This window comes from Pseudoxanthomonas sp. SL93 (genome assembly GCF_026625825.1).
In the GTDB taxonomy this organism is placed as follows: domain Bacteria; phylum Pseudomonadota; class Gammaproteobacteria; order Xanthomonadales; family Xanthomonadaceae; genus Pseudoxanthomonas_A.
Genome location: NZ_CP113065.1, coordinates 3,798,330 through 3,824,505, shown reverse-complemented (window position 1 = coordinate 3,824,505; position 26,176 = coordinate 3,798,330). Strand labels below are relative to the sequence as shown.

General features: G+C 67.9%; 30 protein-coding genes. 23 read left to right on the top strand and 7 right to left on the bottom strand.

Features of this window, described 5'->3' with window-relative positions; translation table 11 throughout:
• Positions 1 to 5: 5 nt before the first annotated feature.
• Together OVA13_RS17890 and murU are read left to right on the top strand one after the other, a co-directional pair.
• Positions 6 to 1,019: an aminoglycoside phosphotransferase family protein gene (locus OVA13_RS17890; RefSeq protein ID WP_267791792.1), complete on the top strand. Its 1,014-nt coding sequence runs from the start codon at positions 6 to 8 to the stop codon at positions 1,017 to 1,019.
• Positions 1,016 to 1,723 carry an N-acetylmuramate alpha-1-phosphate uridylyltransferase MurU gene (gene murU / locus OVA13_RS17885; RefSeq protein WP_267791791.1) on the top strand — a complete coding sequence of 236 codons (708 nt, stop codon included), beginning with the start codon at positions 1,016 to 1,018 and terminating at the stop codon, positions 1,721 to 1,723. Before OVA13_RS17890 ends, murU begins: the two co-directional genes overlap by 4 nt.
• 36 nt (positions 1,724 to 1,759) lie before the next feature.
• On the opposite strand, the gene hda is transcribed toward murU, so the two are convergent.
• From hda to OVA13_RS17870, 3 genes are read right to left on the bottom strand one after another with little or no spacing between them, the layout of a single operon-like run.
• Entirely contained in the window at positions 1,760 to 2,458 is a 699-nt protein-coding gene (gene hda, locus OVA13_RS17880) for a DnaA regulatory inactivator Hda (RefSeq protein WP_267791790.1), read from the bottom strand.
• 11 nt (positions 2,459 to 2,469) lie between these two features.
• Positions 2,470 to 3,633, bottom strand: a complete 1,164-nt coding sequence (locus OVA13_RS17875) for an AI-2E family transporter (RefSeq protein ID WP_267791789.1) — start codon at positions 3,631 to 3,633, stop codon at positions 2,470 to 2,472.
• Between the two features lie 18 nt (positions 3,634 to 3,651).
• The gene (locus tag OVA13_RS17870; RefSeq protein WP_324288230.1) at positions 3,652 to 4,734 is read right to left on the bottom strand and encodes a DUF2066 domain-containing protein; all 1,083 of its coding nucleotides are present in this window, start codon (positions 4,732 to 4,734) and stop codon (positions 3,652 to 3,654) included.
• Between the two features lie 139 nt (positions 4,735 to 4,873).
• Here OVA13_RS17870 and purM point away from each other — a divergent pair, with 139 nt between their 5' ends.
• From purM to OVA13_RS17840, 6 genes are read left to right on the top strand one after another with little or no spacing between them, the layout of a single operon-like run.
• Entirely contained in the window at positions 4,874 to 5,923 is a 1,050-nt protein-coding gene (gene purM / locus OVA13_RS17865) for a phosphoribosylformylglycinamidine cyclo-ligase (RefSeq protein WP_324288229.1), read from the top strand.
• A gap of 7 nt (positions 5,924 to 5,930) precedes the next feature.
• Positions 5,931 to 6,551, top strand: a complete 621-nt coding sequence (locus tag OVA13_RS17860) for a DUF2238 domain-containing protein (protein WP_267791788.1) — start codon at positions 5,931 to 5,933, stop codon at positions 6,549 to 6,551.
• Entirely contained in the window at positions 6,548 to 7,201 is a 654-nt protein-coding gene (purN, locus tag OVA13_RS17855) for a phosphoribosylglycinamide formyltransferase (protein WP_267791787.1), read from the top strand. Before OVA13_RS17860 ends, purN begins: the two co-directional genes overlap by 4 nt.
• Before the next feature lie 8 nt (positions 7,202 to 7,209).
• A complete protein-coding gene (locus OVA13_RS17850; RefSeq protein WP_267791786.1) occupies positions 7,210 to 7,926 on the top strand; it encodes a DUF3108 domain-containing protein in 717 nt (238 codons plus the stop codon).
• Between the two features lie 2 nt (positions 7,927 to 7,928).
• Complete coding sequence (locus tag OVA13_RS17845) at positions 7,929 to 8,618, top strand: DUF3108 domain-containing protein (RefSeq protein ID WP_267791785.1); 690 nt, start codon at positions 7,929 to 7,931, stop codon at positions 8,616 to 8,618.
• A gap of 49 nt (positions 8,619 to 8,667) precedes the next feature.
• Positions 8,668 to 9,351, top strand: coding sequence for a DUF3108 domain-containing protein (locus tag OVA13_RS17840; protein WP_267791784.1), 684 nt, complete (start codon positions 8,668 to 8,670; stop codon positions 9,349 to 9,351).
• A 49-nt stretch (positions 9,352 to 9,400) separates the two neighbouring features.
• Here the strand turns inward: OVA13_RS17840 and OVA13_RS17835 are convergent, their stop codons facing one another.
• Genes OVA13_RS17835 through OVA13_RS17820 form a run of 4 tightly spaced genes read right to left on the bottom strand, consistent with a single transcriptional unit; the run spans position 9,401 to position 12,897 of the window.
• Positions 9,401 to 9,742, bottom strand: coding sequence for an EF-hand domain-containing protein (locus OVA13_RS17835; RefSeq protein WP_267791783.1), 342 nt, complete (start codon positions 9,740 to 9,742; stop codon positions 9,401 to 9,403).
• Positions 9,739 to 11,010, bottom strand: coding sequence for a UDP-N-acetylglucosamine 1-carboxyvinyltransferase (murA, locus tag OVA13_RS17830; protein WP_267791782.1), 1,272 nt, complete (start codon positions 11,008 to 11,010; stop codon positions 9,739 to 9,741). Before murA ends, OVA13_RS17835 begins: the two co-directional genes overlap by 4 nt.
• 10 nt (positions 11,011 to 11,020) lie before the next feature.
• The gene (locus OVA13_RS17825) at positions 11,021 to 12,619 is read right to left on the bottom strand and encodes a DUF4034 domain-containing protein (RefSeq protein ID WP_267791781.1); all 1,599 of its coding nucleotides are present in this window, start codon (positions 12,617 to 12,619) and stop codon (positions 11,021 to 11,023) included.
• Between the two features lie 47 nt (positions 12,620 to 12,666).
• The gene (locus OVA13_RS17820; RefSeq protein WP_267791780.1) at positions 12,667 to 12,897 is read right to left on the bottom strand and encodes a BolA family protein; all 231 of its coding nucleotides are present in this window, start codon (positions 12,895 to 12,897) and stop codon (positions 12,667 to 12,669) included.
• A 53-nt stretch (positions 12,898 to 12,950) separates the two neighbouring features.
• Between OVA13_RS17820 and OVA13_RS17815 the strand changes: the two genes are divergently transcribed.
• The 15 genes from OVA13_RS17815 (at position 12,951) to OVA13_RS17745 (ending at position 26,166) form a co-directional block, all read left to right on the top strand.
• Positions 12,951 to 13,955, top strand: a complete 1,005-nt coding sequence (locus OVA13_RS17815; protein WP_267791779.1) for a KpsF/GutQ family sugar-phosphate isomerase — start codon at positions 12,951 to 12,953, stop codon at positions 13,953 to 13,955.
• Between the two features lie 53 nt (positions 13,956 to 14,008).
• Positions 14,009 to 14,554, top strand: a complete 546-nt coding sequence (locus OVA13_RS17810; RefSeq protein ID WP_267791778.1) for a KdsC family phosphatase — start codon at positions 14,009 to 14,011, stop codon at positions 14,552 to 14,554.
• The gene (lptC, locus tag OVA13_RS17805; protein WP_267791777.1) at positions 14,551 to 15,114 is read left to right on the top strand and encodes an LPS export ABC transporter periplasmic protein LptC; all 564 of its coding nucleotides are present in this window, start codon (positions 14,551 to 14,553) and stop codon (positions 15,112 to 15,114) included. The genes OVA13_RS17810 and lptC overlap by 4 nt, the downstream gene beginning before the upstream one ends.
• Positions 15,092 to 15,601: a lipopolysaccharide transport periplasmic protein LptA gene (gene lptA / locus OVA13_RS17800; RefSeq protein ID WP_267791776.1), complete on the top strand. Its 510-nt coding sequence runs from the start codon at positions 15,092 to 15,094 to the stop codon at positions 15,599 to 15,601. The genes lptC and lptA overlap by 23 nt, the downstream gene beginning before the upstream one ends.
• Positions 15,601 to 16,320 (top strand): LPS export ABC transporter ATP-binding protein, encoded by a 720-nt coding sequence (gene lptB, locus OVA13_RS17795; RefSeq protein ID WP_267791775.1) that lies wholly within the window; start codon positions 15,601 to 15,603, stop codon positions 16,318 to 16,320. The genes lptA and lptB overlap by 1 nt, the downstream gene beginning before the upstream one ends.
• A 46-nt stretch (positions 16,321 to 16,366) precedes the next feature.
• Positions 16,367 to 17,815, top strand: a complete 1,449-nt coding sequence (locus tag OVA13_RS17790) for an RNA polymerase factor sigma-54 (protein ID WP_267791774.1) — start codon at positions 16,367 to 16,369, stop codon at positions 17,813 to 17,815.
• Between the two features lie 277 nt (positions 17,816 to 18,092).
• On the top strand, positions 18,093 to 18,413 hold the full coding sequence (raiA, locus tag OVA13_RS17785; protein WP_267791773.1) for a ribosome hibernation-promoting factor, HPF/YfiA family: 321 nt from the start codon (positions 18,093 to 18,095) through the stop codon (positions 18,411 to 18,413).
• A gap of 193 nt (positions 18,414 to 18,606) precedes the next feature.
• Positions 18,607 to 19,557 (top strand): HPr(Ser) kinase/phosphatase, encoded by a 951-nt coding sequence (gene hprK / locus OVA13_RS17780; RefSeq protein ID WP_267793575.1) that lies wholly within the window; start codon positions 18,607 to 18,609, stop codon positions 19,555 to 19,557.
• 2 nt (positions 19,558 to 19,559) lie between these two features.
• Positions 19,560 to 20,486, top strand: a complete 927-nt coding sequence (rapZ, locus tag OVA13_RS17775) for an RNase adapter RapZ (RefSeq protein WP_267791772.1) — start codon at positions 19,560 to 19,562, stop codon at positions 20,484 to 20,486.
• 93 nt (positions 20,487 to 20,579) lie between these two features.
• Positions 20,580 to 20,972 (top strand): PTS sugar transporter subunit IIA, encoded by a 393-nt coding sequence (locus OVA13_RS17770; RefSeq protein WP_267791771.1) that lies wholly within the window; start codon positions 20,580 to 20,582, stop codon positions 20,970 to 20,972.
• The gene (locus OVA13_RS17765) at positions 20,965 to 21,234 is read left to right on the top strand and encodes an HPr family phosphocarrier protein (RefSeq protein WP_267791770.1); all 270 of its coding nucleotides are present in this window, start codon (positions 20,965 to 20,967) and stop codon (positions 21,232 to 21,234) included. The genes OVA13_RS17770 and OVA13_RS17765 overlap by 8 nt, the downstream gene beginning before the upstream one ends.
• On the top strand, positions 21,235 to 22,956 hold the full coding sequence (gene ptsP / locus OVA13_RS17760; RefSeq protein ID WP_267791769.1) for a phosphoenolpyruvate--protein phosphotransferase: 1,722 nt from the start codon (positions 21,235 to 21,237) through the stop codon (positions 22,954 to 22,956).
• A 201-nt stretch (positions 22,957 to 23,157) separates the two neighbouring features.
• Entirely contained in the window at positions 23,158 to 24,519 is a 1,362-nt protein-coding gene (gene mgtE, locus OVA13_RS17755; RefSeq protein ID WP_267791768.1) for a magnesium transporter, read from the top strand.
• Positions 24,520 to 24,532: 13 nt separating this feature from the next.
• Positions 24,533 to 25,150: a DUF1294 domain-containing protein gene (locus OVA13_RS17750; RefSeq protein ID WP_267791767.1), complete on the top strand. Its 618-nt coding sequence runs from the start codon at positions 24,533 to 24,535 to the stop codon at positions 25,148 to 25,150.
• A gap of 164 nt (positions 25,151 to 25,314) precedes the next feature.
• On the top strand, positions 25,315 to 26,166 hold the full coding sequence (locus OVA13_RS17745; RefSeq protein WP_267791766.1) for a DNA ligase: 852 nt from the start codon (positions 25,315 to 25,317) through the stop codon (positions 26,164 to 26,166).
• Positions 26,167 to 26,176: the final 10 nt, after the last annotated feature.

The following is a 26,176-nucleotide window of genomic DNA, read 5'->3' as shown; positions in this document are numbered from 1 at the left end:
ACCGCATGATCGATTCGATTCAGGACTCTTCCGGGCGGGATGCCCAGCGTCTGGACTGGGCGCGCGGCGCGCTGGGCGATCCCCATGCCACGCTGGAGCGCGCATCGGTGGACGCCGGGTTCCGCAGCTACTGGCGCAGCCGGGGCCATGGCGGCAGCCGCATCGTGATGGATTCGCCGCCCGCGCTGGAGGACGTCGGCCCGTGGCTGGCGATGCGCGACCTGCTGGAATCCGGTGGCGTGCGTGTTCCGCAGGTGCTGGCGCGCGACGTGGACAACGGATTCCTGGTGCTGGAGGACCTGGGTGGGCCGACGCTGGCGCAGATGATGGACGCGGAAAATGCGGATGCCTGGTTCGATGCCGCCATCGGCCAGCTGCTGCGATTGCAGGCCATCGCGCCACCGGCGGGCATGGGGGAGTTCGGCGAGGCCCTGCTGCAGCGGGATGCGGGACTGTTCGACGAATGGTTCCTGCAGCGCCATCTGGGCATCACGCTCGACTGTGGCGAGTCGGATGAACTTGAACTGGCGCAACGGCGCCTGATGGACAACGCGCTGTCGCAGGCGCGCGTGCTGACCCACCGCGACTTCATGCCACGCAACCTGATGCCGACCACCCCCGGCCCGGCGGTCCTCGATTTCCAGGACTGCGTGCGCGGCCCGATCGCCTACGACGCGGTCAGCCTGTTCAAGGATGCTTTCCTCAGTTGGCCGTTGGCCCGCGTGGACGAATGGCTGTCGCGCTATCACCAGCGCGCGCAGGACGCGGGACTGCCGGTGCCGTCCTGGGAAACGTTCCTGCGCGATGCGGACTGGATGGGTATCCAGCGCCACCTGAAGATCCTGGGCATCTTCGCTCGCCTGCACTACCGCGATGGCAAGTCGAAATACCTGCCCGATGTGCCGCGCTTCATCGACTACCTGGACGAGGTGTTGCCGCGTTATCCGCAACTGGCGGCTCTACAGCGTCTGCTCGATGGCCGCATCAGGCCGGCGATGCGATCGAAGGCGGCCCCATGAAGGCGCTGATTTTCGCGGCCGGGCTGGGCGAACGCATGCGGCCTTTGACTAACCACACGCCCAAGCCCCTGCTGCATGTCGGCGGAAAAGCGTTGATCGTCTGGCATCTGGAAAAGCTTGCCGCCATCGGCGTGCGCCAGGTCGTCATCAACACCAGCTGGCTGGCCGACCGCTTCCCGCAGGCGCTGGGCAACGGCGAACGCTGGGGCCTGGCCATCGACTACATCTACGAAGGCGAGACGCCGCTGGAAACCGGCGGCGGGATGTTGAACGCATTGCCGCGGCTGGGCGATGCGCCCTTCCTGCTGGTCAATGGCGACATCTGGAGCGACTACGACTTCGCCCGCCTGCCTCGGGAACCCGAGGGAATGGCGCACCTGGTGATGGTGGACCCGCCCGGTTACGCGACGCATGGCGATTTCGCGCTGGATGACGCCGGCCATGTCCGTCGCGATGGTGCGCACCGGCTGACCTATGCGGGCATCGGCGTCTACCGCCCTGCCTTGCTGGCGGAATGGCAGGCGCATGCCGACGCCGACGCCGGACGGGCGCCGAATGGCAAGCCGCGCTTCCGGCTGGCACCCGTTCTTCGCGCCTTCATGGAGGGCGATGCCATTGCAGGCGAGCACCATCGCGGCCGCTGGACCGATGTGGGAACACCCGAACGCCTGGCGCAGCTCGACCGGGAGCTGCTGGCACGGTGAGGTTGCCGGGCCGCTGATGGCCGGCGCCGCGCTTGCTCAGAGCACGCTGCGCAGGAACGGCACCGTCACCCGCCGCTGCGCGGCCAGCGATGCACGGTCCAGCTTCTCCAGCAGCGCCACCAGCGTGCCCAGGTCGCGCTCGGTATGCGTCAGCAGCCAGTCGATGGCCGCGTCTTCCAGTACCAGGCCCCGCCGGTGCGCGCGGTCACGCAGCACCTCCCGGCGCCCGGCGTCGTCCAGCGGATCCAGCATGACGCGGGTGCACTGCTGCAGGCGCGAACGCAGGTCGGGGAGTTCAAGACCGATGCCGGTCGGGATGCCGCGCGCGGTGTAGAGCACGTTGAGTCCGGCCGCGCGCGCGCGATTGTGGAAATCGAACAGCGCGACTTCGTCATCGCGCGTGCCACCGATGGCGTCCAGCCCATCCAGTGCGATCACGTCGTTGCCTTCCAGCGACGACAGCGCATCCCGCACGCGCCCCGCCGCCGCGGTCATCGGCAGGAACGCGGCGCGGCGCCCTGCCTGCTCCGCGGCCGCGCACAGCGCCAGCGCCAGGTGCGTCTTGCCGGTCTTCGGCGCGCCCGCCAAGTACAGCCAGTCCGCGCCCTGCGCGCCCGCAAGTGCCTGCAACTGCGGCAACAGGCCCGGTGGCGGCGCGATGAAGCTGTCGAAGCGCTGATCCGGCGGGTAACGCAGCGCCAGCGGGATCTGCGGGACCAGGGTCGGCTCGGTCATGCCGGCATTGCTCACTTCGGGTCCGGATCGCGTGCCTGGGCCTGCTCCACGCTGCCCTTGTCGATGTAGGAATCCAGCACGATCACAGGCCGGTCGCCCGCATACAGCGGGCTCTGCTTGTAGCGTTCGTGCGCGTAGCGCAGCAGCACGTTGGCGATCGCCGCCACCGGCAATGCCAGCAGCATGCCGAGGAAACCGAACAGCTGGCCGCCGGCCATGATCGAGAAGATCACCGCCACCGGATGCAGGCCGATGCGGTCGCCGACGATGCGCGGGGTCAGTACGTAGCCTTCCAGCATCTGGCCGGCCACGAACACGCCCAGCACCAGCGTCACCAGCGACCAGTCGCCGCTGGACTGCACCAGCGCGGCGATCACGCCCAGCACGATGCCCGTCGCCGTGCCCAGGTACGGCACGAAACTGATCAGGCCGGCGATGATGCCGATCAGCAGGCCCACCTTCAGGCCGACCACGGACAGGCCGATCGCATAGATCGCACCCAGTGCCAGCATCACCAGGAACTGCCCGCGCAGGAACGCTCCCAGCACGTCGTTGGACTCGAGCGCCAGGCGATTGACCGTGGCGATGTGGTCGCGCGGCACCAGCGCGGCGATGCGTTCGACCAGCGTGTCCCAGTCGCGCAGGAAGTAGAACGTCAGGATCGGCAGCAGCACCAGGTTGGCGATCCAGGCCATCACCGCGAAGCCCGAGCGCGAGAAGTAGCCGAACATCGTCGCCGCCACGCCGCCGGCCTGCTGCCAGTGCCCGCGCACCCATTCCATCAACCGGTCCGGTTCCAGCCAGGCCACCAGCTGCAGGCCGGTACGCCGTTCCACCCAGGGCAGCGCGGTCTGCATGAACCAGTCGCGGTATTGCGGCAGCGATTCGACCAGCGTCACCACCTGCTCCTCGATCATCGGCACCAGGATCACCAGCGCCAGGACCAGCAACAGCAGCATCAGCGTGAACACCAGCACCACCGCGACGGTGCGCGAGCGCCCCGAGCGCTCCAGCCGGTCCACCAGCGGATCGCCCAGCCAGCCCAGCAGCGCGGCCAGCACGAACGGCGTCAGCACCGGCGCCAGCAGCCAGATCAGCCAGCCGGAAATCATCGCGATGATCAGCCACTGCCAGCGACGCGCCAGCGTGCCGACGGGGGTAGGGGAAAGATCCATGAGCAGTCCTGTGCCGGGTCAGCGGAGTCGGTAGGTCGGGGGCTCACCTTCGCCACCGGTGAAGGGTGCATCATCGCCCAGCATCCGGCGGAAACCCGACATGCCGGAGACCAGCTCCAGGTCCAGTTCCAGCAGGTCCCCGCTGGCACGCACCGGCGTGATCCGGCGCACCACGGCCATCTTCTGCAGATGCCCCATCAGGCGCAGGTAATCGTCGGTGCTGGCGATGCCGGTGAAGACGACGCGATAGGTGCCCGCAGGACCGGCGCTGCCGCGCTTGCCGTAGCGTTTCACCAGCGCATCGGCGGCGCCGTCGGCACCGGCGGACATGGCGCGGCGGGCATCGGGATCGCTCACCGACCACTTCGCCAGCACCTTGCCTGCATCCACGAACACCCAGTCCGCTGTCCAGCCGCCCTTGTCGCGGTACAGCTTGCCCACCAGTTGCATCGGCGGGCTGTAACGCGACGAGGCACGCGCCACGGCCGCCGTATCCTGGCGCCAGATCGCGCCGACCAGCGCCTGCTCGGCCGCCGTTCCGGCAGGGAGGCCCAGGGTGTAGCCGCGCTCGATGGCACGGTTCAACAGCGGACGGGCGGCATTTGATTGCGGCAGGCCGACCAGGCGCGGTCCGCTGCCGTCGTTGATGGCCAGCCAGACGACCGGCTTGGGACGCGGCTGCGGCCAGACCGGCAGGCCCAGCGCACCGGCAAGTGCATCGACTTCATCGGGTTCGAAGCGCACGACCAGCATGGTGCGGAAGGTGGGTGCGCCCGTCGGCGACGTGCCCTGGTCTTGGCGGTAGTCGTAACTGGCCACGTAATTCCGGGCATTGCGCAGTTCGGCGCCCACGCCCGGGCGCGACATCGCCCCACGGTCGCCGGACAGCTTGCCCAGCACGGTGCCCAGCGCGCGCGCGAAACCACCCTGGCGCTCGGCTTCGCCCTGTCCGTTCACCGACACCTCGGCCTGGTAGAGGCCGCGCGCCGCGGCCGCATCGCCTTCGGTCCGCAGGCCGGACTGGGCCTGCGCGAAGGGGCTGGCGAACAGTGTCAGCGCCAGCAGGGTGGCAACGAGGGCGATACCTGGAATACGGCGCATCGAGCGTCCTTGTGCTCAGCAGATCGTGTGAATTGTTGCCCGAATGGACGGCCATCGCCAACGTCGCCCGTTCAGGAGGACCGATTCGCCTGCCGATTCCTTTAAAATCACGCCTCTCCCGCCCCACCGACGACCGCCCGTGACCCAGCCTACGCCGCCTGCCCCCACCCCGATGACCTATCGAGACGCGGGTGTCGACATCGACGCCGGCAACGAGCTGGTCGAACGCATCAAGCCGCTGGTCAAGCGCAGCTTCCGGCCGGAGGTGATGGGCGGCCTGGGCGGCTTCGGCGCGCTGTTCGACCTGTCGGGCAAGTACCGCGAGCCGGTGCTGGTCTCCGGCACCGACGGCGTGGGCACCAAGCTGAAGCTGGCCCAGCAGCTGGGCCGCCACGACACCATCGGCATCGACCTGGTGGCGATGTGCGTCAACGATGTGCTGGTACAGGGCGCCGAGCCGCTGTTCTTCCTGGACTACTTCGCCACCGGCAAGCTCGACGTGGACACCACGGTGGCCGTGGTCGGCGGCATCGCCCGCGGCTGCGAACTGTCCGGCTGCGCGCTGATCGGCGGCGAGACGGCGGAAATGCCCGACATGTACGGCCCTGGCGAATACGACCTGGCCGGCTTCTGCGTGGCCGCGGTGGAGAAATCGCAACTGCTCGATGGCAGCAAGGTGCGTAGCGGCGACGTGCTGGTGGGCATCGCGTCCAGCGGGCCGCATTCGAATGGCTATTCGCTGGTGCGCCGCATCTATGACCGCGCGGGCCGCCCGGCCGACATCGACGTGGGCGGCGTGAAGCTGGCCGATGCACTGATGGCGCCGACCACCCTGTACGTGAAGCCCATCCTCGAGCTGCTGAAGGCCCATGACCTGCACGCCATGGCCCACATCACCGGCGGCGGCCTGACCGAGAACATCATCCGCGTGATCCCTGACGGCCTCGGCCTGGAGATCGACGCGGGCGCCTGGGCCCTGCCGCCGGTGTTCGACTGGCTGCAGCGCGAAGGCGCGGTGGAGAACACCGAGATGTGGCGCACCTTCAACTGCGGCATCGGGTTCGTGCTGGTGGTGGCGCCCGACCAGCTGCCGGCCGTCCAGGCCGACCTGGCCCGCCTGCAGCTGGCGCACTGGCAGATCGGCCAGGTGGTGGCGGCCACGAGTGGCGAACGCGTCCGGATCGGCTGAGCGCGGCATGCCGCGCAGCAAGGGACTCGCCTTCGGAGTGACGCTGGCGGTGTTCATCGCCAGCTGGATCGCGCCGCGCTGGCCGCTGGAACAGGGCATGCACAGCAGCCTGACCGTGTTGGGCCTGGCCTGGCTGTGGTGGCATGACCGGCGCTGGCCGCTGCGTCCGTCCCACTTCGTCCTGATCTGCGCCTTCATCGTCGCGCACTGCATCGGGGCGCGCTGGCTGTATTCCTACGTTCCCTACGATGCCTGGTTGCATTCGCTCACCGGCTGGTCGCCGGCACAGGCCTTCGGCTGGCAGCGCAACCACTTCGACCGCTTCATCCACCTGATGTACGGGGTCTGCTTCACGCCGGCCCTCTGGCATTGGCTGCGCCAGCGCTGGCCACGCCTGTCGGCGGGTCACGCCTTCACGCTGGCGGTGATGCTGATCATGTGCAGCAGCCTGATCTACGAGTGGCTGGAATGGGGCATCGCCCTGACCCTGTCACCCGAGGCCGCCGAGTCCTACAACGGGCAACAGGGCGACAGCTGGGACGCGCATGCCGACATGCTGCTGGCCACCCTGGGCGCGCTGCTGGTGTGGCCGCTGGCCCGCGGCGAGCGCGGGAAGACACGTCGATGACCGCCCGCATCGCGGTGCTGGCCTCCGGCCGGGGCAGCAACCTGCAGGCCATCCTCGAAGCGATCCGGCGGGGCACGCTGGATGCCGAGGTCGTGGGCGTGTTCTCCGACAGGCCCGCTGCGCCGGCGTTGCAGCAGGTGCCGGAGCCCCTGCGCTGGAGCCGCCGGCCCTCGGGCTTCCCGGACAAGACCGCCTACGAGGACGCGCTGGCGCAGGCCATCGACGCGGTGCGGCCGGACTGGGTGGTGTGTGCCGGCTACATGCGCATCCTGGGTGATGCGCTCATCGCCCGGTTCCGCGGCCGACTGCTGAACATCCACCCCTCGCTGCTGCCCCGCTACCGCGGGCTGCACACCCACGCGCGCGCGCTGGAGGCGCGCGATGCCGACCACGGCGCCAGCGTCCACTTCGTCATACCTGAACTGGACGCCGGCGCCGTCATTGCCCAGGTTCGGGTACCCATCCTGGCCGACGACACGCCCGAAACGCTGGCGGCGCGCCTGCTTCCGCGTGAACACGCACTGCTGGTCGCGGTGCTGCGGCTGGCGGCGACCGGCGCGCTGGCTGAACAGGGCGACATCACGCTCTGTCACGGTCAGCCGCTATTAAATCCCCTCCTCCTAGATTCAACCGACCGTTTGAATCCGTGACCCCCTGGATGCCCTCACCGTTGCCTGCCCTGTTGCTTGGCCTGTCACTGGCCGGACTCGCTGCGCCCGCCCGGGCGCTGGAGCCGTTCGTGGCCAGCTATCAGGCCTACAACGAGGGCAAGCTGGCAGGCAGCGCCAGCATGAAGGTGGCGCCGCGAAGCGGTGACCAGTGGCAGATCGACCTGGGCGTGAAGGGCACGCGCGGTTTCGCGCGGCTGGCCGGCTTGAACATCGAGCAGAGCACGGTGTTCGACACGGTGGGCGAGGACTTCCGCCCGCTCAGCCAGGCCACCGTCCGCCACGCGCTGCTGATGGGCAAGAAGATGGTTGGCACCTACGACTGGCGTGCAAAGACCGCGCAGTGGCAGGGTGACATCAAGAAGAACCGCCGCGCGCCGCTGCCGCTGCAGCCGGGCGACATGAGCGCGCTGTTGATGAACCTGGCCGTCATCCGCGACGCGGCGCCGGGGCGCGCCCTGAACTACCGCGTGGTGGACAACGGCCGCGTGCGCGATTACCAGTACGTGGTCGCCGCCGAGCCCGAGACCATCGCGGTGGAAGAGCTGAGTTACAGTGCGTTGCGCGTCAACCGCACCAACGGCGGCAATGACGAAACGATTTTCTGGGTCGCCGACGGCGTGCCCACCCCCGTGCGCATCCTGCAGCGGGAAAACGGCCAGGACACCATCGACCTGCGCCTGGTCGAATACCAAGGAGTGCCATGAGCATGAACATCCCTACTCTTCGTTCCGTCCGCCTGCTGGGCGTCGCCGCATTGCTGGGCGCCACCAGTGCGCCCGCGCTGGCCGTGGAAGCGTTCACCGCACAGTACCAGGCCAGTGCGCTGGGCATGGTGGGCGAAGGCCAGATGGTGGTCGCGCCGCAGGCCAACAACCGCTGGCTGTATACGCTCACCGTGCGCAACCAGGCCGTGGACCTGAGCCAGCGCACCGTGTTCGACGAACAGGACGGCCGCCTGCGCCCGCTGTCCAGCACCGACGCGTCGCGCCTGCTGATCAAGAAGAAGAACGTCAACACCGTCTACGACTGGTCCAAGGCACAGGCCACCTGGTCGGGTGACGTCAAGCCCGATCGCGCCGGACCGGTGAAGCTGCAGGCCGGCGACATGGACGCGCTGCTGGTCAACCTGGCCATCGTGCGCGATGTCGCCGCGGGCAAGCCGCTGAACTACCGCATGGTCGAGAACGGGCGTGCCAAGCCGATGACCTATCAGGTCGCCGGCAAGGAAAACATCACCGTCGGCGGCAAGCCGCAAAGCGCCACCAAGGTCATCCGCACCGATGGCGACAAGCAGACCATCGTCTGGATCGTGCCGGACATGCCGGTGCCCGCGCGCATCCTGCAGCGCGAGAACGGCCAGGACGCCATCGACCTGCAGCTGAAGTCCTGGCGCTGACGGCTCCGTCCAAGCGTTCTCACTTCGCCACCACGACAAGGATGTCCGCATGATCAGAAAGCCACGGCTCACCATGCTTGCCCTGCTGGCATGGACATCGGTGCTGGCACTGCCCGCGCACGCACTCAAACCGTTCAGCGCCGAGTACGCCGCCTCCTACAAGGGCATTTCCGCGGGTGGTTCCATGACGCTGACCCGACAGGGCAACCGCTGGACGTACGCCATGGGCATCCGCAACGCCGCCGCCAACCTCAGCCAAGCCACGGTGTTCGAAGACGCCGCGGGCCGCTACCGTCCCGTCGGTGGCAGCGACCGCTCCACCTACCTGATGAAGACCCGGTCGATCATCACCCACTACAACTGGAAGGCACTGCAGGCGCGCTGGAGTGGCGACGTGAAACCCCACCGCGCCGGCCCTATCCCCCTGCGACCGGGGGACATGGATGCGCTGCTGGTCAATCTTGCGCTGGTACGCGACGTGGGGGCCGGTCGCAACGCCGTGAGCTACCGGCTGGTCGAGAACGGCCGCGCCAAGCCCCTCAGTTATCGTGTGGTCGGCCGTGAAAAGCTGGTCGTCGCGGGCCGTACGCTGGACACCTCACGGGCAGTGCAGGTGGCGGGTGACAAGCAGACGACGGTCTGGGTCGCCGCAGGCGTGCCCACACCCGTACGCATCGTGCAACGCGAGGGCGGCAGCGAAACCTTTCGGCTGCAGCTGACATCATGGCGGTGACACGCACGCCTCACCCGAAAAAAAGCCCGGCAATGCCGGGCTTTTTCTTTCAGTCCTTGTCGCCGGCCTGCGCTGGCTGGAACACCGTCTTGCAGTCCAGGCGGATGGTCTGGCCGTTCTTGCGCCAGGCGAAGCTGTTGCAGTGGCGGGGTCCTTCTTCGGTCTGGGTGACGACGACCGCATAGAACGCTTCCGCGATTTCGGTTTCCGTGACCGTGCCGTCACCGTTCCAGTCCATGTCCTGGCTGGGAATGCCGTGCGTGCCGGCCGCACCGGTGAAATGCAGCCACGCGACCGCCGCCAGCAACAGCGCGACGAAGCCGAGCAGGATCTTGCGGCGCAGCGGAAAGCGCGAGCGCGACGCGGGCGCCTTGACGATGGGCGTGCTCATGACACGCGCCGGATCTTCGCGCCCAACGCACCGAGTTTTTCCTCGATGTTCTCGTAGCCACGGTCCAGGTGGTAGATGCGGTCGATGGTGGTGTCGCCATCGGCCACCAGGCCTGCCAGGATCAGCGAAGCGGAGGCACGCAGGTCCGTCGCCATCACCGGCGCACCGCTCAGCCGGGGCACGCCCCGCACGATGGCGGTGTGGCCTTCCACGCGGATGTCGGCGCCCAGGCGCAGCAGTTCGTTGACGTGCATGAAGCGGTTTTCGAAGATCGTTTCGTTGATGACGCCCACGCCCTCGGCAATGCAGTTGAGCGCCATGAACTGCGCCTGCATGTCGGTGGGGAATGCCGGGTACGGCGCGGTGGTCAGGCTGACGGCCTTGGGGCGCTTGCCCTGCATGTCCAGCGTGATCGTGTCGGCGGTGGTCTCGATGTGCGCGCCGGCTTCGGTCAGCTTGTCGAGAACGGCATCCAGCGTGTCGCCACGCGCGCGACGTGCGGTGATCCGGCCACCGGTCATCGCGGCCGCGACTAGGAAGGTGCCGGTTTCGATGCGGTCCGGCACCACGGCATGACGACCGCCGCTGAGGCGCTCGACACCGTGCACGACGATGCGAGAAGTCCCCGCGCCCTCGATCTTCGCGCCCAGCGCGACCAGGCAGTCGGCCAGGTCGGTGATCTCGGGTTCCATCGCGGCGTTTTCCAGCACGGTGGTGCCTTCGGCCAGCGTGGCGGCCATCAGCACGTTCTCGGTGCCGGTGACGGTGACCATGTCGAAGACGTAGCGCGCGCCCTTCAGGCGCCTGGCCTTGGCCTTCACGAAGCCGTTCTCGACGGTGATGTCCGCACCAAGCGCCTGCAGGCCCTTGATGTGCTGATCCACCGGGCGCGAACCGATCGCGCAGCCACCGGGCAGCGACACTTCGGCGGCGCCGTACTTGGCCAGCAGCGGACCCAGCACCAGGATCGAGGCGCGCATGGTCTTGACCAGTTCGTACGGAGCGACATGCTGATTGACGCTGCGCGGGTCGACCGTGATCGCACTGCCCCTGGACAGCGTGCCTTCGTCGATGCTGATGCCCGCGCCCAGTTCGCCCAGCAGCTTCACGGTGGTGACCACGTCGTGCAGGTGCGGCACGTTGGTGATCTCGACCGGGCCATCGGCGAGCAGCGTGGCGCACAGGATCGGCAACACGGCGTTCTTGGCGCCGGAAATGGTGACTTCGCCGTTGAGGGCGTTGCCGCCGGTGACGATGATTTTCTGCATGGGTATGTGCTTACTCTTGGGTAGGGGGCGCGGCGGGCCTGCCGGCGCGGATATCTTCGAAAGGCTGGATGGCACGCGCCTGCCAGGGATCGCTGCGGTCGGCCTTCTGCAGCACCGTCTTCAGTAGCGACGCATCGACATGGTTGTCCACCATGGTCCGCTCGTGGAGGTGCATGATCCAGCCTTGGCCATCGTCGGGATATTCCTTCATCAGGCGCGCGATGTACGGTGCCGCCCGGGTGGCCCGCTGCCTTGACGGCAGGCCACTGGCGTAAAGCCACATGCTGGACAGTTCCCGCAACGAAGCCTGGCGCTGGTCGGCATCATCGATGGCGATCAGGTACTCGGCCTGCGCCGCATCGAACCGGCGCATAGTGTAGTAGGCCACGCCTGCGAGGTAATGGCCTGCCGCATCGGCCGGCTCCAGCTCGAGGGCCCGCTTGACGTGATGCAGGGCCCATTCGGGATCGCGCCGCATCAGGAAGCGCGCCAGCGTGCGTTGCGCCCAGGCGTTCTGCGGGGAAAACCGCTCGGCCTGGATCAGATGTGCATAGCCTTTCCAGGGGTCGCGTGCGCCATCGGTGGCATTGAGGGCGACGTTGGCAACGTCCTTCATGTACTCCTCGTTGGAGCCCAGCGAGACGGCCTGTTCGAACCCCTGGAGGGTCGTGCCCACGTACTGGTCATCGGCCACCAGGCGATCTGCATGGTCGGCCAGCGGCGCGCCCACGTACATGGCCAAGTGGGGCCGGCTGGCCTGCAGCAAGCGCAGGGATTCGGCGTACTGGAACATCGCCGGGTACGAGCCACCCCATCGGGGTTGCAGCGCGCGCATGTGCTCGTAGGCCATGGAGACGCAACCAGCATCGACCCGCTCGGCCTGTTCGATGGCGTGCTCGCCGACGTCATCGAGTGAAGCGACCACCGACATCCGCAGCAGTCCCTCGTAGGCGGGCAGCAGGCGGGGCTCCAGTGCCACGGCCTGCTCGAACATCACGACCGCCTGGCTGGCGATCTGGGACATGCGCTGCATGTTCTCGCGCGGCGTCTCGGACGCGTACTTCTCCCCGCGGGCATTCCAGGCGGCGCCGTCCAGGTACGCGCCCCGGGCAAGGTGGGCGTAGGCGCTTTCCGGCGACAGCCGTAGCCACTGCTTGGTGAGCGCGTCCTGTGCCGGCGTGGCTTCGCGCAGGGCATCGAAGACGTAGTGGATGTCCTCCCGTGGATCCTGGGGGTCGAAGTGACGCGCCAGCAAGGTATCCAGGCGGGCCTCCAGCGCCGCCACGTCGCCCTTCGCCAGCGCGGCCTGGATCTCGTCGACCGTCAGCAGCAGGCGTTCGAAATGGTTGCGGCAGTGGACCTCGGCGTGCCGGGCCGGCCACTGGTTGCCGGGCAGGTCGGGATAGGCCAGGCAGCGTTGCAGGGGGTCCGTCAGCTTCCGTGCCGCCAGCACCGCATCGAAGTAGGCCCGCCAGGCGGGGGGCGCATCGTGGAATGGGGCCTCGCGTGCGGCGGTCGAGGGGGGCCGCTGCTCCGGCGTCGTGGCCGCCAGCAAGGGAGTCACCACCATCGCGCACACCATGCCCAGCGCAGCCGCGTGCTTCCGCATGACCTCTTCCCCCCGGAGTGGATGGAGCATGGACACGACGCCGCCGGTCAGGCGACTTCTTCGGGCGTCACCGTTTTCAGGGCCAGCGCATGGATGGCGCCACCCATCAGGTCGCCCAGGGTGGCGTAGACCAGCCGGTGCCGGACCAGCGGCAGCTTGCCGCGGAAGGCCTCTGACACGACTGTCGCCTCGAAGTGGACACCATCGTCGCCCCGCACGTCGGCACGGGCGCCCGGCAGGCCGGATTCGATCAATTTACGGATGGTTTCGGCGTCCAACGGGCTTTCCTAATAAAATACGGGTCCATTCTACCCTTGGCGCCGGCCTCCGCATGCCCCAGACGCTTCCCCGGACCGAGACCGTTTCCGCCACCAGCCTGGCCGAAAGCGGCCGCCGCGTGATCCAGATCGAGGCCCGCGCGCTGGACGCGCTGGCGGCCCGCATCGATGGCGGATTCTCGGCGGTGTGCCAGGCCATCCTAGACAGCCATGGCCGCGTGGTCTGCACCGGCATGGGCAAGTCGGGCCACATCGCGCGCAAGATCGCCGCGACCCTAGCCTCCACCGGTACCCCGGCCTTCTACGTGCACCCCGGCGAAGCCGGCCACGGCGACCTGGGCATGATCACCGATGCCGACGTGGTGCTGGCGCTCTCGTACTCCGGCGAATCGGACGAAGTGCTGATGCTGCTGCCGGTGCTGAAGCGCCAGGGCAACACGGTCATCGCCATGACCGGCCGCCCGCAGTCCACCCTGGCCCGCGAGGCCGACCTGCATCTGGACGTCAGCGTGCCGGCCGAGGCCTGTCCGCTGGATCTGGCACCCACCAGCAGCACGACCGCCTCGCTGGCGATGGGCGATGCACTGGCGGTGGCCCTGCTGGATGCCCGCGGCTTCACGGCCGACGACTTCGCCCGCTCGCATCCCGCCGGCAGCCTGGGGCGCCGCCTGCTGCTGCACATCACCGACGTGATGCACGCGGGCGACGATGTACCCCGCATCGACCAGGGCGCGACCCTGAGCGAAGCGCTGGTGGAGATGAGCCGCAAGCGCCTGGGCATGACCGCGGTGGTCGATGACGCTGGCCGGTTGGTGGGCCTGTTCACCGACGGCGACCTGCGCCGCACGCTCGACAACCCGTCGCTGGACCTCCGCGGCACCCGCATCGGCGAGGTCATGACGCGGCAGCCGAAGACCATCGGCGCCGACCAGCTGGCCGTGGAAGCGGCGCAACTCATGGAGGCCCACCAGATCAGCGGCCTGATCGTGGTGGACGCTGAACAGCGCCCGGTCGGCGCCCTCAATATTCATGACCTGTTGCGGGCCCGCGTGGTGTAACCGCATTCGCGCGTTCATTTCCCCCGTCCGACTTCTCCTCTCGAAACCCCTTGATGCCCCTCTCCCATCTGCACGCCCTTGACGAAGACCTGATCGCCCGCGCCTCGCGCGTCCGGCTGGCCTGTTTCGACGTGGACGGCACCCTGACCGACGGCCGCCTGTACCTGGACGGCGACGGACGCGAACAGAAAGCGTTCCATGTGCAGGATGGCCAGGGCCTGGTGCTGCTGAAGCGCGCCGGCATCGAGGTCGCCTTCATCACCGCCCGCGGCGGCACCGTGGCCGTGGCGCGCGGACGCGAGCTGGGGGTGCAGGTCTTCACGGGGGTCAAGGACAAGCTGGCGCAGGTGAAGACGTTGTGCGCCGGCCTGGGCATCTCGCTCGACGAGGTCGCCTTCATGGGCGACGACCTGCCCGACGTACCGCCGCTGCAGGCGGTGGGGCTGGGCATCGTGCCGGCCAATGCACATGCGTGGACGGCGGCCCATGCGCACTGGCGCACCCGCAGTACTGGCGGCGAGGGCGCGGCGCGCGAAGCCTGCGACCTGATCCTGGCGTCGCAAGGGCATGCCCCCTCGTTCGAAGGCGTGACCGCATGAGCTGGCGTACCACCCTGGGTCTGGTGCTGCTGCTGGCCGCCATCGTCAGCGGCTGGTCGGCGTGGAAGAATCGCGACATACCCGAACCGGACCGCGTGGTCGCCGACCGCTCGGATTACGTCATGCGCGATTTCGAGATGATCGCCCTCAACAGCGAAGGCGTGGAAGCCGTCGCGGTGCGTGCGCCGGAGATGGCGCGCAATCCGGTCGACCAGACGTTCTCCATCACCACGCCGCTGTTCCTGCTGCCGGAAGAGGAAGGCCGCTCCTGGGAACTGCGCGCCAAGACCGGCTGGCTGGCCGCCAAGGGCGAGGAGCTGCGCCTGCGCGGCGACGTGCATGGCACGCCGCCGAAGGGCAGCGCCCAGACCGCCGAATTCCGTACCGAGCAACTCAACGTCTTCCCGAATCGGGACCTCGCGACCAGCGACGATCTCGTGACCCTTACCCAGCCAGGCTCTAGACTGAGCGGGCGTGGTTTTGAGATGAACCTCAAGACCAAGGCATACGAACTCAAATCCCAGGTGAAATCTATCTATGAACCGCGTTCTGCTCGCTAGTGCCGCGCTGCTGCTACTGCTGCCTGCCGCAGAAGGGGTGGCCAAGTCGTCCGACCGCAACCAGGCCATGAACATCGAATCCGACTCCCAGTCGGGCATCGTCAACGGGGACGGCACGACGGTCCTCGGTGGCAACGTGGCGCTCAGCCAGGGCAGCCTGGCGATCAATGCCGCACGCGCGGAAATCATCCGCCGGAACGGTGAATTGTCCAAAGCCATCTTCACCGGCAAGCAGGTCAAGATGCGGCAGCAGCTGGACGACGGCAGCTGGATGGATGCGCAGGCCGACCGCGTGGAATACGACATGACCAACGAGACCATCACCTTCATCGGCAACTACACGGTGAAATCCGACCGCGGCGCCAACAGTGGCCAGCGCATGGTCTACAACACGGTCACCGGCAACATCCAGAGCGGTGGCGACGGCAGCCGCGTGCGCACCGTCATCCAGCCGAAGTCGGCGCCGGCGGCACAGGGCAAGAAGTGATGCTGACCGCCAAGGGCCTGCGCAAGCGCTACAAGCAACGCGAAGTCGTCGGCGACTTCGGGCTGACCCTCGAGGCTGGCGAAGTGGTCGGCCTGCTGGGCCCCAATGGCGCCGGCAAGACGACCTGCTTCTACATGATCGTCGGCCTGGTGGCCGCCGACGCCGGCAGCATCGAGCTGGACGGCCAGGACATCACCGCCGAACCGATGTACCGACGCGCCAAGCTGGGCGTGGGTTACCTGCCGCAGGAACCGTCGGTATTCCGCAAGCTCAGCGTGTCGGACAACATCCGTCTGGTGCTGGAACTGCGCGAGGACCTGGACGCCGCCGGCATCGACCGCGAACTGGCCTCCCTGCTGGATGAACTCCAGATCAGCCACGTGGCCGACCAGCTGGGCGCCAGCCTGTCCGGCGGCGAGCGACGCCGCTGCGAGATCGCCCGCGCGCTGGCCGCCAAGCCCCGCCTGATGCTGCTGGATGAGCCCTTCGCCGGCGTCGACCCCATCTCGGTCGGCGAGATCCAGCGCATCGTCAAACACCTCAAGAACCGCGGCATCGGTGTGCTGATCACCGACCACAATGTCCGCGAAACCTTGGGAATCTGTGACAGGGCGTATATCCTCAATGCCGGGAGCGTACTGGCGCAGGGGGCGCCGGACGCGTTGCTGGCCAATCCGGACGTGCGTCGGGTCTACCTGGGGGATGCATTCCGCCTGTGATCCGCGGCACGGGCCCGAGGGGTCCATCGCGTTTCATGGGTCGGGAATGAAGCCACGCCTGCAGACATCGCTGGGACAACAGTTGGTCATGACGCCGCAGCTGCGTCAGGCCATCCGTCTGCTGCAGATGTCCACCGCCGAGCTGGAAGTCGAACTGACCGAAGCGGTGGAAACCAACCCCCTGCTGGACTGGGACGAGAACGAAGAGGCACCGGCGCCACCGCTGGAAGCCGGCAAGGAACGCGACGGCCAGGAAAGCGCACCGGACGACGACCGGGACACGCTGGCACGCGATGAGCGCGATGACGAGACCTGGTCGCCCGATGAAGGGCCATGGACGACCTCCGGCAGCGGCGGCTCGTTCGATGACGACGAAGGTGGCAGCCCCGCCGAACGCGTGGCCGAAGTCGACACGCTGCACGACCACCTGTTGTGGCAGCTGCATCTGTCGCAGCTGTCCGTACGCGACCGCCGCATCGGCGCGGCGCTGATCGACGCACTCGGCGACGACGGTTACCTGCGCGAGCCACTGGCCGACATCGCCCAGACACTGCGCCCCGAGATCGAGGCCGGCGAAGACGAGATCCTCGTGGTGCTCCACCAACTGCAGCGCTTCGATCCGGTCGGCGTGGCCGCACGCACGCTGGGCGAATGCCTCCACCTGCAACTGTCGGTCCTCAGCGACGATACGCCCGGCAAGGCCCTGGCGCTGAAGATCGCCGATACCGCGCTCGAGCGCCTGCCGCGCAGCGGCGTGGCAGGGCTGGCACAGGAGCTCAGGCTGCCCGTCGCCGACGTGGAAGAGGCCGTGCAGCTGCTGCGTACGCTGGATCCCAAGCCAGGGGCCCAGGTCGGTGACCTGTCGCATGACACCTATGTCGTGCCCGACTGCGTGGTCTGGCGGCATCGCGGCGTCTGGCGCGCCGCACTCGCCGGCAACACGCTGCCGCGCATCACCATCCATCGCGGCTACGAACAGATGATCCGGCAGTGCGGCGAAAGCGATGCCGGCTACCTGAAAGGCCAGCTGCAGGAAGCGCGCTGGCTGCTGAAAAGCCTCGAAGCCCGTGGCGAAACCCTGCTCAAGGTCACGCGCTGCCTGCTGCGCCAGCAGTCCGGCTTCCTGGAATTCGGCGAGCAGGCGCTTCGCCCGCTCACCCTGCGCGACGTGGCCGAGGAAGTCGGCCTGCACGAATCCACCGTGTCGCGCGCGATCGCACGCAAGTACGTGCGCACGCCACGCGGCACGTTGCCGTTGCGCGCGTTCTTTGCCTCCGGCATCGACACCGACGGGGGTGGTGAAGCATCCAGCACGGCGATCCAGGCGATGATCCGCCGGCTGGTGGAAAACGAGAACCCACGCAAGCCGTTGTCCGACGCCAAACTGGCGGATCTGCTGAAGGCCTCCGGCGTGCCCGTGGCACGCCGCACCGTGGCCAAATACCGCGAAGCGATGAACATCCTCTCGTCACACGAGCGCGTCCGCATCGCCTGAATACGGACAGACCGCACCCTTCGACAGTGCATCGGGAACGGCATTTACACGTTTTTCTAACACCTGCGAAAAATATCCGGCCAACCGTTGATAGTTGGCCGGATCGGGTCCATCTTTAATGCCGTGGAGGGGACAAACCTTCCGCACCCCGTCAGATAAAACCCGCCAAATAAAAAAGGAGATTGCCGGAACCCCAAGCCTGTTTGCGTTGTCACTGCATGTGACACGCTCTTCCGCACACAACGGTGCGGCTTACTGACCTGAAGGAGGTAGCACGATGCGTATCGAGACTTACGGCCATGAAATCGAAGTCACTCCCGCCCTGCGCGAATACGTCGAGACCAAGCTGAAGCGGCTGGAGCGCCACTTCGATCAACCCTTCGAAGTCCGTACGCAATTGGGGACCCGCAAGCCCGATTACCTGGCCGAAGCCACCGTCAACCTGGCTGGCCGCACCCTGCACGCCGACGCCGGCGCACAGACGATGTACGCCGCCATCGACATCCTGGCCGACAAGCTCGACCGCCTGATCGTCAAGCACAAGGAAAAACGCAGTGACGTGCAACGCAGCAGCGTCCGCACCGAGCTCGCCGAATAGTTTTTCCCCCGCTGTACCGGCGCGTGGACATGCGCACAGCGCTGTCCACGCGCCCGCCAGATACGCCCCACCCATTCCCCGCCTCGTCCCATCCTCCCGGCGAACGTCCTCCCCGGTGTCGCGGTGGTCATGGCCGCGCATTACACTGACCGGCACCCGGCCCCTGGCCGCGTCCATGAGTCGCCGCCGCATGATGAACACCAGCATCACCGCCCGTGAACTGTTCGATCAACAGAAGGACAAGCTGGCCCTGCGCTGGCTGGCCGGGCAGAAAGGCGAGAAGCGCGTGCTGGAGGCCGGCGATACCGTGTCGCGGCGTCCCTCCCTGGCCGGCTATCTCAATGCCGTGTATCCCAACAAGGTGCAGATCCTCGGCACGGAGGAGCTGGGCTGGCTGGACTCCCTCGATTCTCGCCAGCGCTGGGAGATCATCGAGAAGATCGTGCATTTCCGGCCGCTGGCGCTGGTGATCAGCAAGAACCAGTCCTGCCCCGAAGACCTGCGCGAAGCCGCCAACGAAACCGATACGCCGTTGTGGGTATCGCCCAAGCGCGGCCATGAACTGCTCAACCACCTGTCCTACCATCTGGCGCGGACGCTGGCCCCGCGCGTCACGCTGCATGGCGTGTTCATGGAGATCTATTCCATCGGGGTGCTGATCACCGGCGAAGCCGGGTCCGGCAAGAGCGAGCTGGCACTGGAACTGTTGAGCCGCGGCCACCGGCTGGTGGCCGACGACGCGCCCGAGTTCACCCAGATCGCCCCGGACGTGCTGGACGGCACCTGCCCCGAACTGCTGCAGGACCTGCTGGAGGTGCGCGGGCTGGGCGTGCTCAACGTGCGCGAGATGTTCGGCGACACGGCGGTGAAGAAGAACAAGTACCTGCGCCTGATCGTGCACCTTACCCGGCCGATGACCGAGCCCAACCCGCACGGCTACGAGCGCCTGACCGGCGACTCCGGCACGCGCCACGTACTGGACCTGGACGTGCCGCTGATCACCCTGCCGGTGATGCCCGGCCGCAACCTGGCCGTGCTCACCGAAGCCGCGACCCGCCTGCACATCCTGCGCACCAAAGGCATCGACCCGGCCGCCATGTTCATCGCCCGCCACAGCAACCTGCTGGAGCGCAGCACGCCGTGAACATGATCGAGACCGGAACGCCGCACGCGCACGACGCACTGGAGGAAAACGGTGCGCCGCCAGCCACCGCGCCCACGGTGGTGATCGTCAGCGGGCTGTCCGGTTCCGGCAAGTCGGTGGCGCTGAAGACCTTCGAGGACCTGGACTACTACTGCGTCGACAATCTCCCCGTCGAATTGCTGCCGTCGTTCGTGCGCAGCCTGATGCGCGACGACGAAGTGCCGCCGAAGATCGCGGTCGGCATCGACGTGCGCAGCCGCCACAGCGACCTGTCCAAGCTTGCCCAGTGGCGTGCGGCGCTCGCGCAGCTCGGCCTGGAAGGCAGGCTGATCTTCTTCGACGCCAGCGACGACGTGCTGCTGCGGCGCTATTCGGATACCCGTCGCCGGCATCCGCTGGGGCATGGCGGCCGGACGCTGAGCGAGGCGATCCGCCAGGAGCGCGCCATCGTGCAGCCCCTGCTGGCCGAAGCCGACGTGATCATCGACACCAGCCATCTGAACGTGCACCAGCTGCGCCGCCGCATCATCGCGGAGTTCGCGTTCAACAAGGGCACTTCGCTTTCGCTGCTGTTCGAATCCTTCGCCTACAAGCGAGGCGTGCCCGGTGATGCCGACTTCGTGTTCGACGCGCGCGTGCTGCCCAATCCGCACTGGAACCCCGACCTGCGGCCCTATTCCGGGCGCGACCCCAAGGTCCGCGAGTACCTGGAAGCCCAGCCCGACGTGGCCGAATACGTCGGCCAGGTCAGCGGCTTCCTGGATACCTGGCTGCCGCGCCTGCGTGGCGAGACCCGTAGTTACGTGACCATCGCGTTCGGCTGCACCGGCGGCAAGCACCGCTCCGTCTACCTGGCCGAAACCCTGGCCCGCCACGCCCGCGAGCTGGGCTGGGAAGAAGTGGCCACCTTCCACCGCGAACTGGAGTGAGTTGACCGGGCGCGGGGCAACTCCCCGTCCCCACCCGCTCCGTTCCATCGGCGCCGCTTCCAGCCCGTCATGCACGTCTGTTAACGTTCCAGCATGGCCTGTGGCATTCTTCTGGTGACTCATCCCGGCGTGGGCGCGGCGATCCTTGCGGTCGCCACCGCGCTGCTGCGACAACTTCCCTTGAAGGCGGAAGCCTTCGAGGTGCCGCTGGACGCGGATCTGGACGCCCTGCTGCCGCTGGCGTCGGCCGCGCTGCGGCGGGTGGACAGCGGTGACGGGGTGCTGGTGCTGACCGACCTGTACGGTGCCAGCCCCAGCAACCTGGCGGGCCGGCTGGCACGGTTGGGCACGCCGGTACGGCGGGTATCCGCACTCAGCCTGCCCATGCTGATGCGGGTGATGAACTATTCGGAACAGGGACTGGACGAACTGCCGGCGACTGCCGCCGCCGGCGCACGCAATGGAGTCTTACACGACGATGCTTGAACGCGAACTCACCGTTTCCAACCGCCTCGGCCTGCATGCGCGTGCCACCGCCAAGCTGGTGCAGACGCTGTCCGGCTTCCGCTGCAACGCCACGCTGGCGGCCAAGGGTCGCGAAGTGAACGCGAAGAGCATCATGGGCGTGATGCTGCTGGCCGCCGGCCAGGGCACCCCGGTGACCGTGCGCATCGATGGCGAGGACGAAGCCGCCGCCCTGGAGGCGGTGATCGGCTTGTTCGAGCGACGATTCGACGAGGAGTCCTGAATGAGGGCGCTGCTGCCGGGCCATGGGGCTTCGCGCGGCAGTGCGCTGGGACGGGCCCGGGTCCGGCTGCCGCATGTGCTGGAGGTGGCCGAGCAGCGCATCCGCCAGGACCAGGTGGATGTCGAGCTCGCCCGCCTGCACGATGCCGTCGATGCCACCCGGCGCGAAATGCACAGCCTGCGCCAGCGCCTGCACGGTGCGCTGGCCAAGGAGGTCGGCGAGTTCCTCGACCTGCATGCGTTGCTGCTGGATGATCCGGAGCTGCTGCACGGCCTGGACGAACTGATCCGCACCGGCCGCTATTCCGCCGACTACGCGCTGCGCCTGCAGCGTGACCGGCTGGCCGCCGTGTTCGACGGCATGGACGATGCCTACCTCAAGAGCCGCATGGACGATCTGGACCATGTGATCGGCCGCATCCATGCCCACCTGCACCAGCGTGCCACCGACACCAGTGGCGTGGCCGGCGAAATCCTGGTCAGCGACAACGTGGCCCCGTCCGAACTGGCCCAGCTGCAGACGCAGGGCGTGGTGGCCATCGTCACCGCGGCCGGCAGCCCGTTGTCGCACAGCGCCATCCTGGCCCGCAGCCTGCACCTGCCGCTGGTGGTGGGCAACACGCAGGCCCTGCAACGCATCAATGACGGCGACATCCTGCTGGTGGACGGCAACACCGGCTCGGTCATCGTCAATCCCGACGCCGAGGACCTCCGCCATTACCGCGTCCGCCTGCGCGAGGCCGCGAAGGAGGAACGCGAACTCGGGCGCCTGCGCTCCAAGCCCAGCCGCACCCTCGACGGCGTGGACATCGCGTTGTGGGCCAACGCCGAGTCGCTCGACGACGTGGCGCACGCGCATGCGCTGGGCGCCGCCGGGCTGGGGCTGTACCGCACCGAGTTCCTGTTCCTGCAGCGCAACGAACTGCCGGACGAAGACGAACAGTTCCGCACCTACCGCGACGTGGTGCTGGGCATGAGCGGCCGGCCGGTAACCATCCGCACGCTCGACCTGGGCGCGGACAAGGCCGACCGCACCGGGCTGACCGTCAGCGACGAGGACAACCCTGCCTTGGGGCTGCGCGGCGTGCGTCTGTCGCTGGCGCACCAGGGCGTGTTCGACACCCAGTTGCGCGCCATCCTGCGTGCGTCCGGCTATGGCCCGGTGCGCGTGCTGGTGCCGATGGTCAGCAGCCGCGAGGAGATCCTGCTGGTCAGGCGGCACATGAAGCGGATCACCACCGCGCTGCGCAAGCAGGGCCACGAGGTCGCCGACCACATCGCACTGGGTGCCATGATCGAAGTGCCGGCCGCCGCCATCGCGCTGCACAGCTTCGTGGACGTGGTCGACTTCCTCTCCATCGGCACCAACGACCTGGTGCAGTACCTGCTGGCCGCTGATCGCAACAACGACGCGCTGGGCGAACTGTATTCGCCCCTGCATCCGGGCGTACTGCGGCTGCTGCGCCACGTCATCAGCATCGGGGCCGAGCACAAGGTGCCGGTGGCGATGTGCGGCGAGATCGCCGGCGACGCGAAGATGGCACCGATGCTGCTGGCGCTGGGACTCAACGAGTTCAGCCTGCATCCGGCCACCATGCTGGAGCTGCGCCGCGCCATCCGCGAATGCAACCTCGGCCACTTGCAGGCACGCGCCAGCAAACTGCTGCAGGCACGCGACCGCGCCGGCATCGAACGCTGGCTCAAGGCGGCGACAGGCGGCTGAGCTGCCGGCGTGGGAGCGACGCCAGTCGCGATGATCCCCGGGCAAAGCTCCATCGCGACGGGCATCGCTCCCACATCCGACGCACAGTCCTTGGACCCGGAAGGGTGTCCATATTCCGTCGCGCGGGCGATAATGCGGGAATGAACACCTGATGCCCCGGTCGCATCCGTCACGCGGATCGGCCCCATTCCGGAGTACCGAATGGTCGAAGCCATCCGCCACGACAAGACCGCGCGCCAGTTGCGCCTGCTCTCCGACGCGCTCGACAGCGGCCGGCTGGGGCCTGTGCGCCGCCTGGTCAACACGCTGTCGCCGGCGGAGATCGGCAACCTGCTGGAATCGCTGCCGCCGGGCAAGCGCGAGGTCGTGTGGGGACTGGTCGATGCCGAGGACGACGGCGAGGTGCTGGTGCACGTCGGTGACGAGGTGCGCGAGAGCCTGCTGGCCGACATGGACCCGGACGAGATCATCGCCGCGGTCGAAGACCTGGACATCGACGACCTGGCCGACCTGGTCGAGGACCTGCCGGACACCGTCATCGACGAAGTGCTCAAGTCGATGGACCGCGAGAACCGCGAGCGCTTGGAGCAGGTGCTGTCGTACGCGGAGGACACCGCCGGCCGCCTGATGAACCCCGACGTGGTCACCGTGCGCGCCGACGTCAATGTCGACGTGGTGCTGCGCTACCTGCGTCTGCGCGGCGAACTGCCCGACCACACCGACCACCTGTACGTGGTCAGCCGCCGCCACCAGTACCTGGGCCGCGTGTCGCTGGCCTCGCTGGTCACCCACGAGGACAGCACGCCCATCAACCGGCTGATCGACGACGAACAGCCGGCCATCGACGTGGGCGAAAGCGCACAGGAAGTCGCCCGCCAGTTCTCCGACCATGACTGGGTGTCCGCGCCCGTGGTGGACGACAACAACATCCTGCTGGGTCGCATCACCATCGATGACGTGGTGGACATCATCCGCGAGCAGGCCGAGCACCAGGCGCTGGGCGCCGCCGGTCTGGACGAGGACGAGGACCTGTTCTCGCCGGTCAAGCGCGCCGTGCGCGGCCGTGTGGTCTGGCTGGGCATCAATCTGTTCACGGCGTTCATGGCCGCCAGTGTGATCGGCCAGTTCGAAGTGACGCTGGAGAAGATCGTCGCGCTGGCCGTGCTGATGCCCATCGTGGCCGGCATCGGCGGCAATGCCGCCGTGCAGGTGCTGACGCTGATGGTGCGCGGCCTGGCGCTGGGCCAGGTGGGCTCCAGCAACGCGCGCATCCTGCTGTGGAAGGAGATCCGCGTCGCGTTGATCAACGGCGTGCTGATCGGCGGCATCGTCGGCGTGATCGCCTTCGTGTGGTTCCGCAGCCCATTGCTGTCGCTGGTCATCGCGCTGGCGCTGATCATCAATTTCTGCGCGGCCGCCACCGCCGGCGTACTGCTGCCGTTGCTGCTGAAGCGCATGAACATCGACCCGGCCGTCGCGGGTACGGTCGTGGTCACTGCGGTCACCGACGTGATGGGCTTCTTCTGCTTCCTCGGCCTGGCCACGCTGATCCTGCTGCACTGAGGCTTCACCGTCGATGGAACGGCTCGGCAAAGTCAGTGAATGGAACGACGACCGCGGCTTCGGCTTCATCGCGACGCTCGATGGCGAACCGCCGCGGGTGTTCTTCCATGTGCGGGACTACCGGCTGGACGGTCGTCGTCCCGAAGTGGGTGAACTGGTGAAGTTCAGCGCGCAACGCCAGGCCGACGGCAGATGGCGCGCGCAGGCCGTGCGCCGCACGGTACCTGCCGCGCGCTCGGCCAGAAGACCGACGGCCGCCGCGCGCGCTGTCGTGCAGCGGCCCGCATCCGCCCTGCCCGGCGCGCTCGCCACCGCGGCCTATGTCTTTTTCATTGCGTGGGCCATCCGCGCTGGCCGACTTCCTTTCGAAGCGGTGTTCGTGCCGCTGGTCCTGTCGGCGATCACCTTCGTCGCCTACGCCCTCGACAAGCATGCAGCCCAGACAGGCGGCTGGCGCACGCCCGAAGCCACCCTGCACCTGCTCGAACTCGCCGGTGGCTGGCCCGGCGCGTGGATCGCGCAACAGACGCTGCGGCACAAGTCGCGCAAGCCGGGCTATCGCCTCGCGTTCTGGACGATGGTGGTCCTGCATGGCATCGCGTTGATCGGGCGGTGCTGGACGAGGGCGTGAATCCCGCGCCATGGCCGTTTCCTCCTGCAGCCTGGCCACGCTGATCCTGGCGGCGTAGGCGATCAGCTCGCGAGGCGCTTTCCTACAGACCGCCGCGATGTGCGCTGATCCCGAACATCCCCCCTGCCCGCGACGCTGGCGCTTCCTCATCCCGGCTCGCCGCCATGCGCCTGCTTCTCACCGCCCTGCTGTGCCTGCTGCCCTGGCCTGTGCTTCCGGCACCGCCTCCCGCGCCGATGCTGGCCACCGCGTATCGCGAAGGTGTGCCGGTCAGCGCCTTCCTGGTCAGCGAGAAGCTGGACGGCGTGCGTGCGCGCTGGGATGGTCGCGCGCTGTGGACGCGCGGCGGCCAGCGTATCGCGACACCGGCGGTGTTCACACGGAACTGGCCCGCCGTACCCCTGGATGGCGAACTGTGGATCGCGCGTGGTCGTTTCGACGAGGTCAGCGCCCTTGTCCGTCGCGTCGCAACCGATCCGCGGGCCTGGCGGAATGTGCGCTTCATGGCGTTCGATCTGCCGACCTGCCCGCGGCCGTTCGCGGACCGGGTCGTGCGCATGCGCGCCCTAGTCTCGGCGGCCGGCAACGCACACCTGGCGATGATCCCGCAGCAGCGCTTCGACACGGTCGCCGCACTGGATGCCGAACTGGCGCGCGTGGTGGCCGCCGGGGGCGAGGGCCTGATGCTGCATCGGCGCAACGCCTTCTACCGCGCCGGGCGCAGCGAGGATCTGCTGAAGTACAAGACCCATGAGGATGCCGAGGCGCAGGTGGTCGCGCACCTGCCCGGCAAGGGCAAGTACCAGGGCATGATGGGGGCGCTGCAGGTGCGCACGCCCGAGGGACGCAGCTTCCGTATCGGCACCGGCTTCACCGATGCGCAGCGTGCCGCGCCGCCGCCACCGGGGGCATGGGTGACCTACCGCTACAACGGCTTCACCTCGAAGGGATTGCCGCGTTTCGCGCGCTTCGTGCGGGTGCGCGACGACATGCCGCCGCCCGATGCGAAGCGTTGAAACGCAGGCC

What these genes read in the sequence shown, in the direction of transcription:
- OVA13_RS17890 (WP_267791792.1), top strand. Translation starts at nt 6, where the DNA reads ATGATCGATTCGATTCAGGACTCTTCCGGGCGGGATGCCCAGCGTCTG.
- OVA13_RS17825 (WP_267791781.1), bottom strand. Translation starts at nt 12,619, where the DNA reads ATGCGGAAGCACGCGGCTGCGCTGGGCATGGTGTGCGCGATGGTGGTG.
- OVA13_RS17750 (WP_267791767.1), top strand. Translation starts at nt 24,533, where the DNA reads ATGGAACGGCTCGGCAAAGTCAGTGAATGGAACGACGACCGCGGCTTC.
- OVA13_RS17770 (WP_267791771.1), top strand. Translation starts at nt 20,580, where the DNA reads ATGGCCTGTGGCATTCTTCTGGTGACTCATCCCGGCGTGGGCGCGGCG.
- lptC (WP_267791777.1), top strand. Translation starts at nt 14,551, where the DNA reads ATGAGCTGGCGTACCACCCTGGGTCTGGTGCTGCTGCTGGCCGCCATC.
- purN (WP_267791787.1), top strand. Translation starts at nt 6,548, where the DNA reads ATGACCGCCCGCATCGCGGTGCTGGCCTCCGGCCGGGGCAGCAACCTG.
- OVA13_RS17845 (WP_267791785.1), top strand. Translation starts at nt 7,929, where the DNA reads ATGAACATCCCTACTCTTCGTTCCGTCCGCCTGCTGGGCGTCGCCGCA.
- OVA13_RS17810 (WP_267791778.1), top strand. Translation starts at nt 14,009, where the DNA reads ATGCCCCTCTCCCATCTGCACGCCCTTGACGAAGACCTGATCGCCCGC.
- mgtE (WP_267791768.1), top strand. Translation starts at nt 23,158, where the DNA reads ATGGTCGAAGCCATCCGCCACGACAAGACCGCGCGCCAGTTGCGCCTG.
- OVA13_RS17765 (WP_267791770.1), top strand. Translation starts at nt 20,965, where the DNA reads ATGCTTGAACGCGAACTCACCGTTTCCAACCGCCTCGGCCTGCATGCG.
- OVA13_RS17840 (WP_267791784.1), top strand. Translation starts at nt 8,668, where the DNA reads ATGATCAGAAAGCCACGGCTCACCATGCTTGCCCTGCTGGCATGGACA.
- lptA (WP_267791776.1), top strand. Translation starts at nt 15,092, where the DNA reads ATGAACCGCGTTCTGCTCGCTAGTGCCGCGCTGCTGCTACTGCTGCCT.
- OVA13_RS17875 (WP_267791789.1), bottom strand. Translation starts at nt 3,633, where the DNA reads ATGGATCTTTCCCCTACCCCCGTCGGCACGCTGGCGCGTCGCTGGCAG.
- OVA13_RS17815 (WP_267791779.1), top strand. Translation starts at nt 12,951, where the DNA reads ATGCCCCAGACGCTTCCCCGGACCGAGACCGTTTCCGCCACCAGCCTG.
- OVA13_RS17860 (WP_267791788.1), top strand. Translation starts at nt 5,931, where the DNA reads ATGCCGCGCAGCAAGGGACTCGCCTTCGGAGTGACGCTGGCGGTGTTC.
- OVA13_RS17790 (WP_267791774.1), top strand. Translation starts at nt 16,367, where the DNA reads ATGAAGCCACGCCTGCAGACATCGCTGGGACAACAGTTGGTCATGACG.
- murA (WP_267791782.1), bottom strand. Translation starts at nt 11,010, where the DNA reads ATGCAGAAAATCATCGTCACCGGCGGCAACGCCCTCAACGGCGAAGTC.
- OVA13_RS17745 (WP_267791766.1), top strand. Translation starts at nt 25,315, where the DNA reads ATGCGCCTGCTTCTCACCGCCCTGCTGTGCCTGCTGCCCTGGCCTGTG.
- OVA13_RS17850 (WP_267791786.1), top strand. Translation starts at nt 7,210, where the DNA reads ATGCCCTCACCGTTGCCTGCCCTGTTGCTTGGCCTGTCACTGGCCGGA.
- OVA13_RS17835 (WP_267791783.1), bottom strand. Translation starts at nt 9,742, where the DNA reads ATGAGCACGCCCATCGTCAAGGCGCCCGCGTCGCGCTCGCGCTTTCCG.
- OVA13_RS17870 (WP_324288230.1), bottom strand. Translation starts at nt 4,734, where the DNA reads ATGCGCCGTATTCCAGGTATCGCCCTCGTTGCCACCCTGCTGGCGCTG.
- rapZ (WP_267791772.1), top strand. Translation starts at nt 19,560, where the DNA reads ATGATCGAGACCGGAACGCCGCACGCGCACGACGCACTGGAGGAAAAC.
- hprK (WP_267793575.1), top strand. Translation starts at nt 18,607, where the DNA reads ATGAACACCAGCATCACCGCCCGTGAACTGTTCGATCAACAGAAGGAC.
- raiA (WP_267791773.1), top strand. Translation starts at nt 18,093, where the DNA reads ATGCGTATCGAGACTTACGGCCATGAAATCGAAGTCACTCCCGCCCTG.
- lptB (WP_267791775.1), top strand. Translation starts at nt 15,601, where the DNA reads ATGCTGACCGCCAAGGGCCTGCGCAAGCGCTACAAGCAACGCGAAGTC.
- murU (WP_267791791.1), top strand. Translation starts at nt 1,016, where the DNA reads ATGAAGGCGCTGATTTTCGCGGCCGGGCTGGGCGAACGCATGCGGCCT.
- ptsP (WP_267791769.1), top strand. Translation starts at nt 21,235, where the DNA reads ATGAGGGCGCTGCTGCCGGGCCATGGGGCTTCGCGCGGCAGTGCGCTG.
- hda (WP_267791790.1), bottom strand. Translation starts at nt 2,458, where the DNA reads ATGACCGAGCCGACCCTGGTCCCGCAGATCCCGCTGGCGCTGCGTTAC.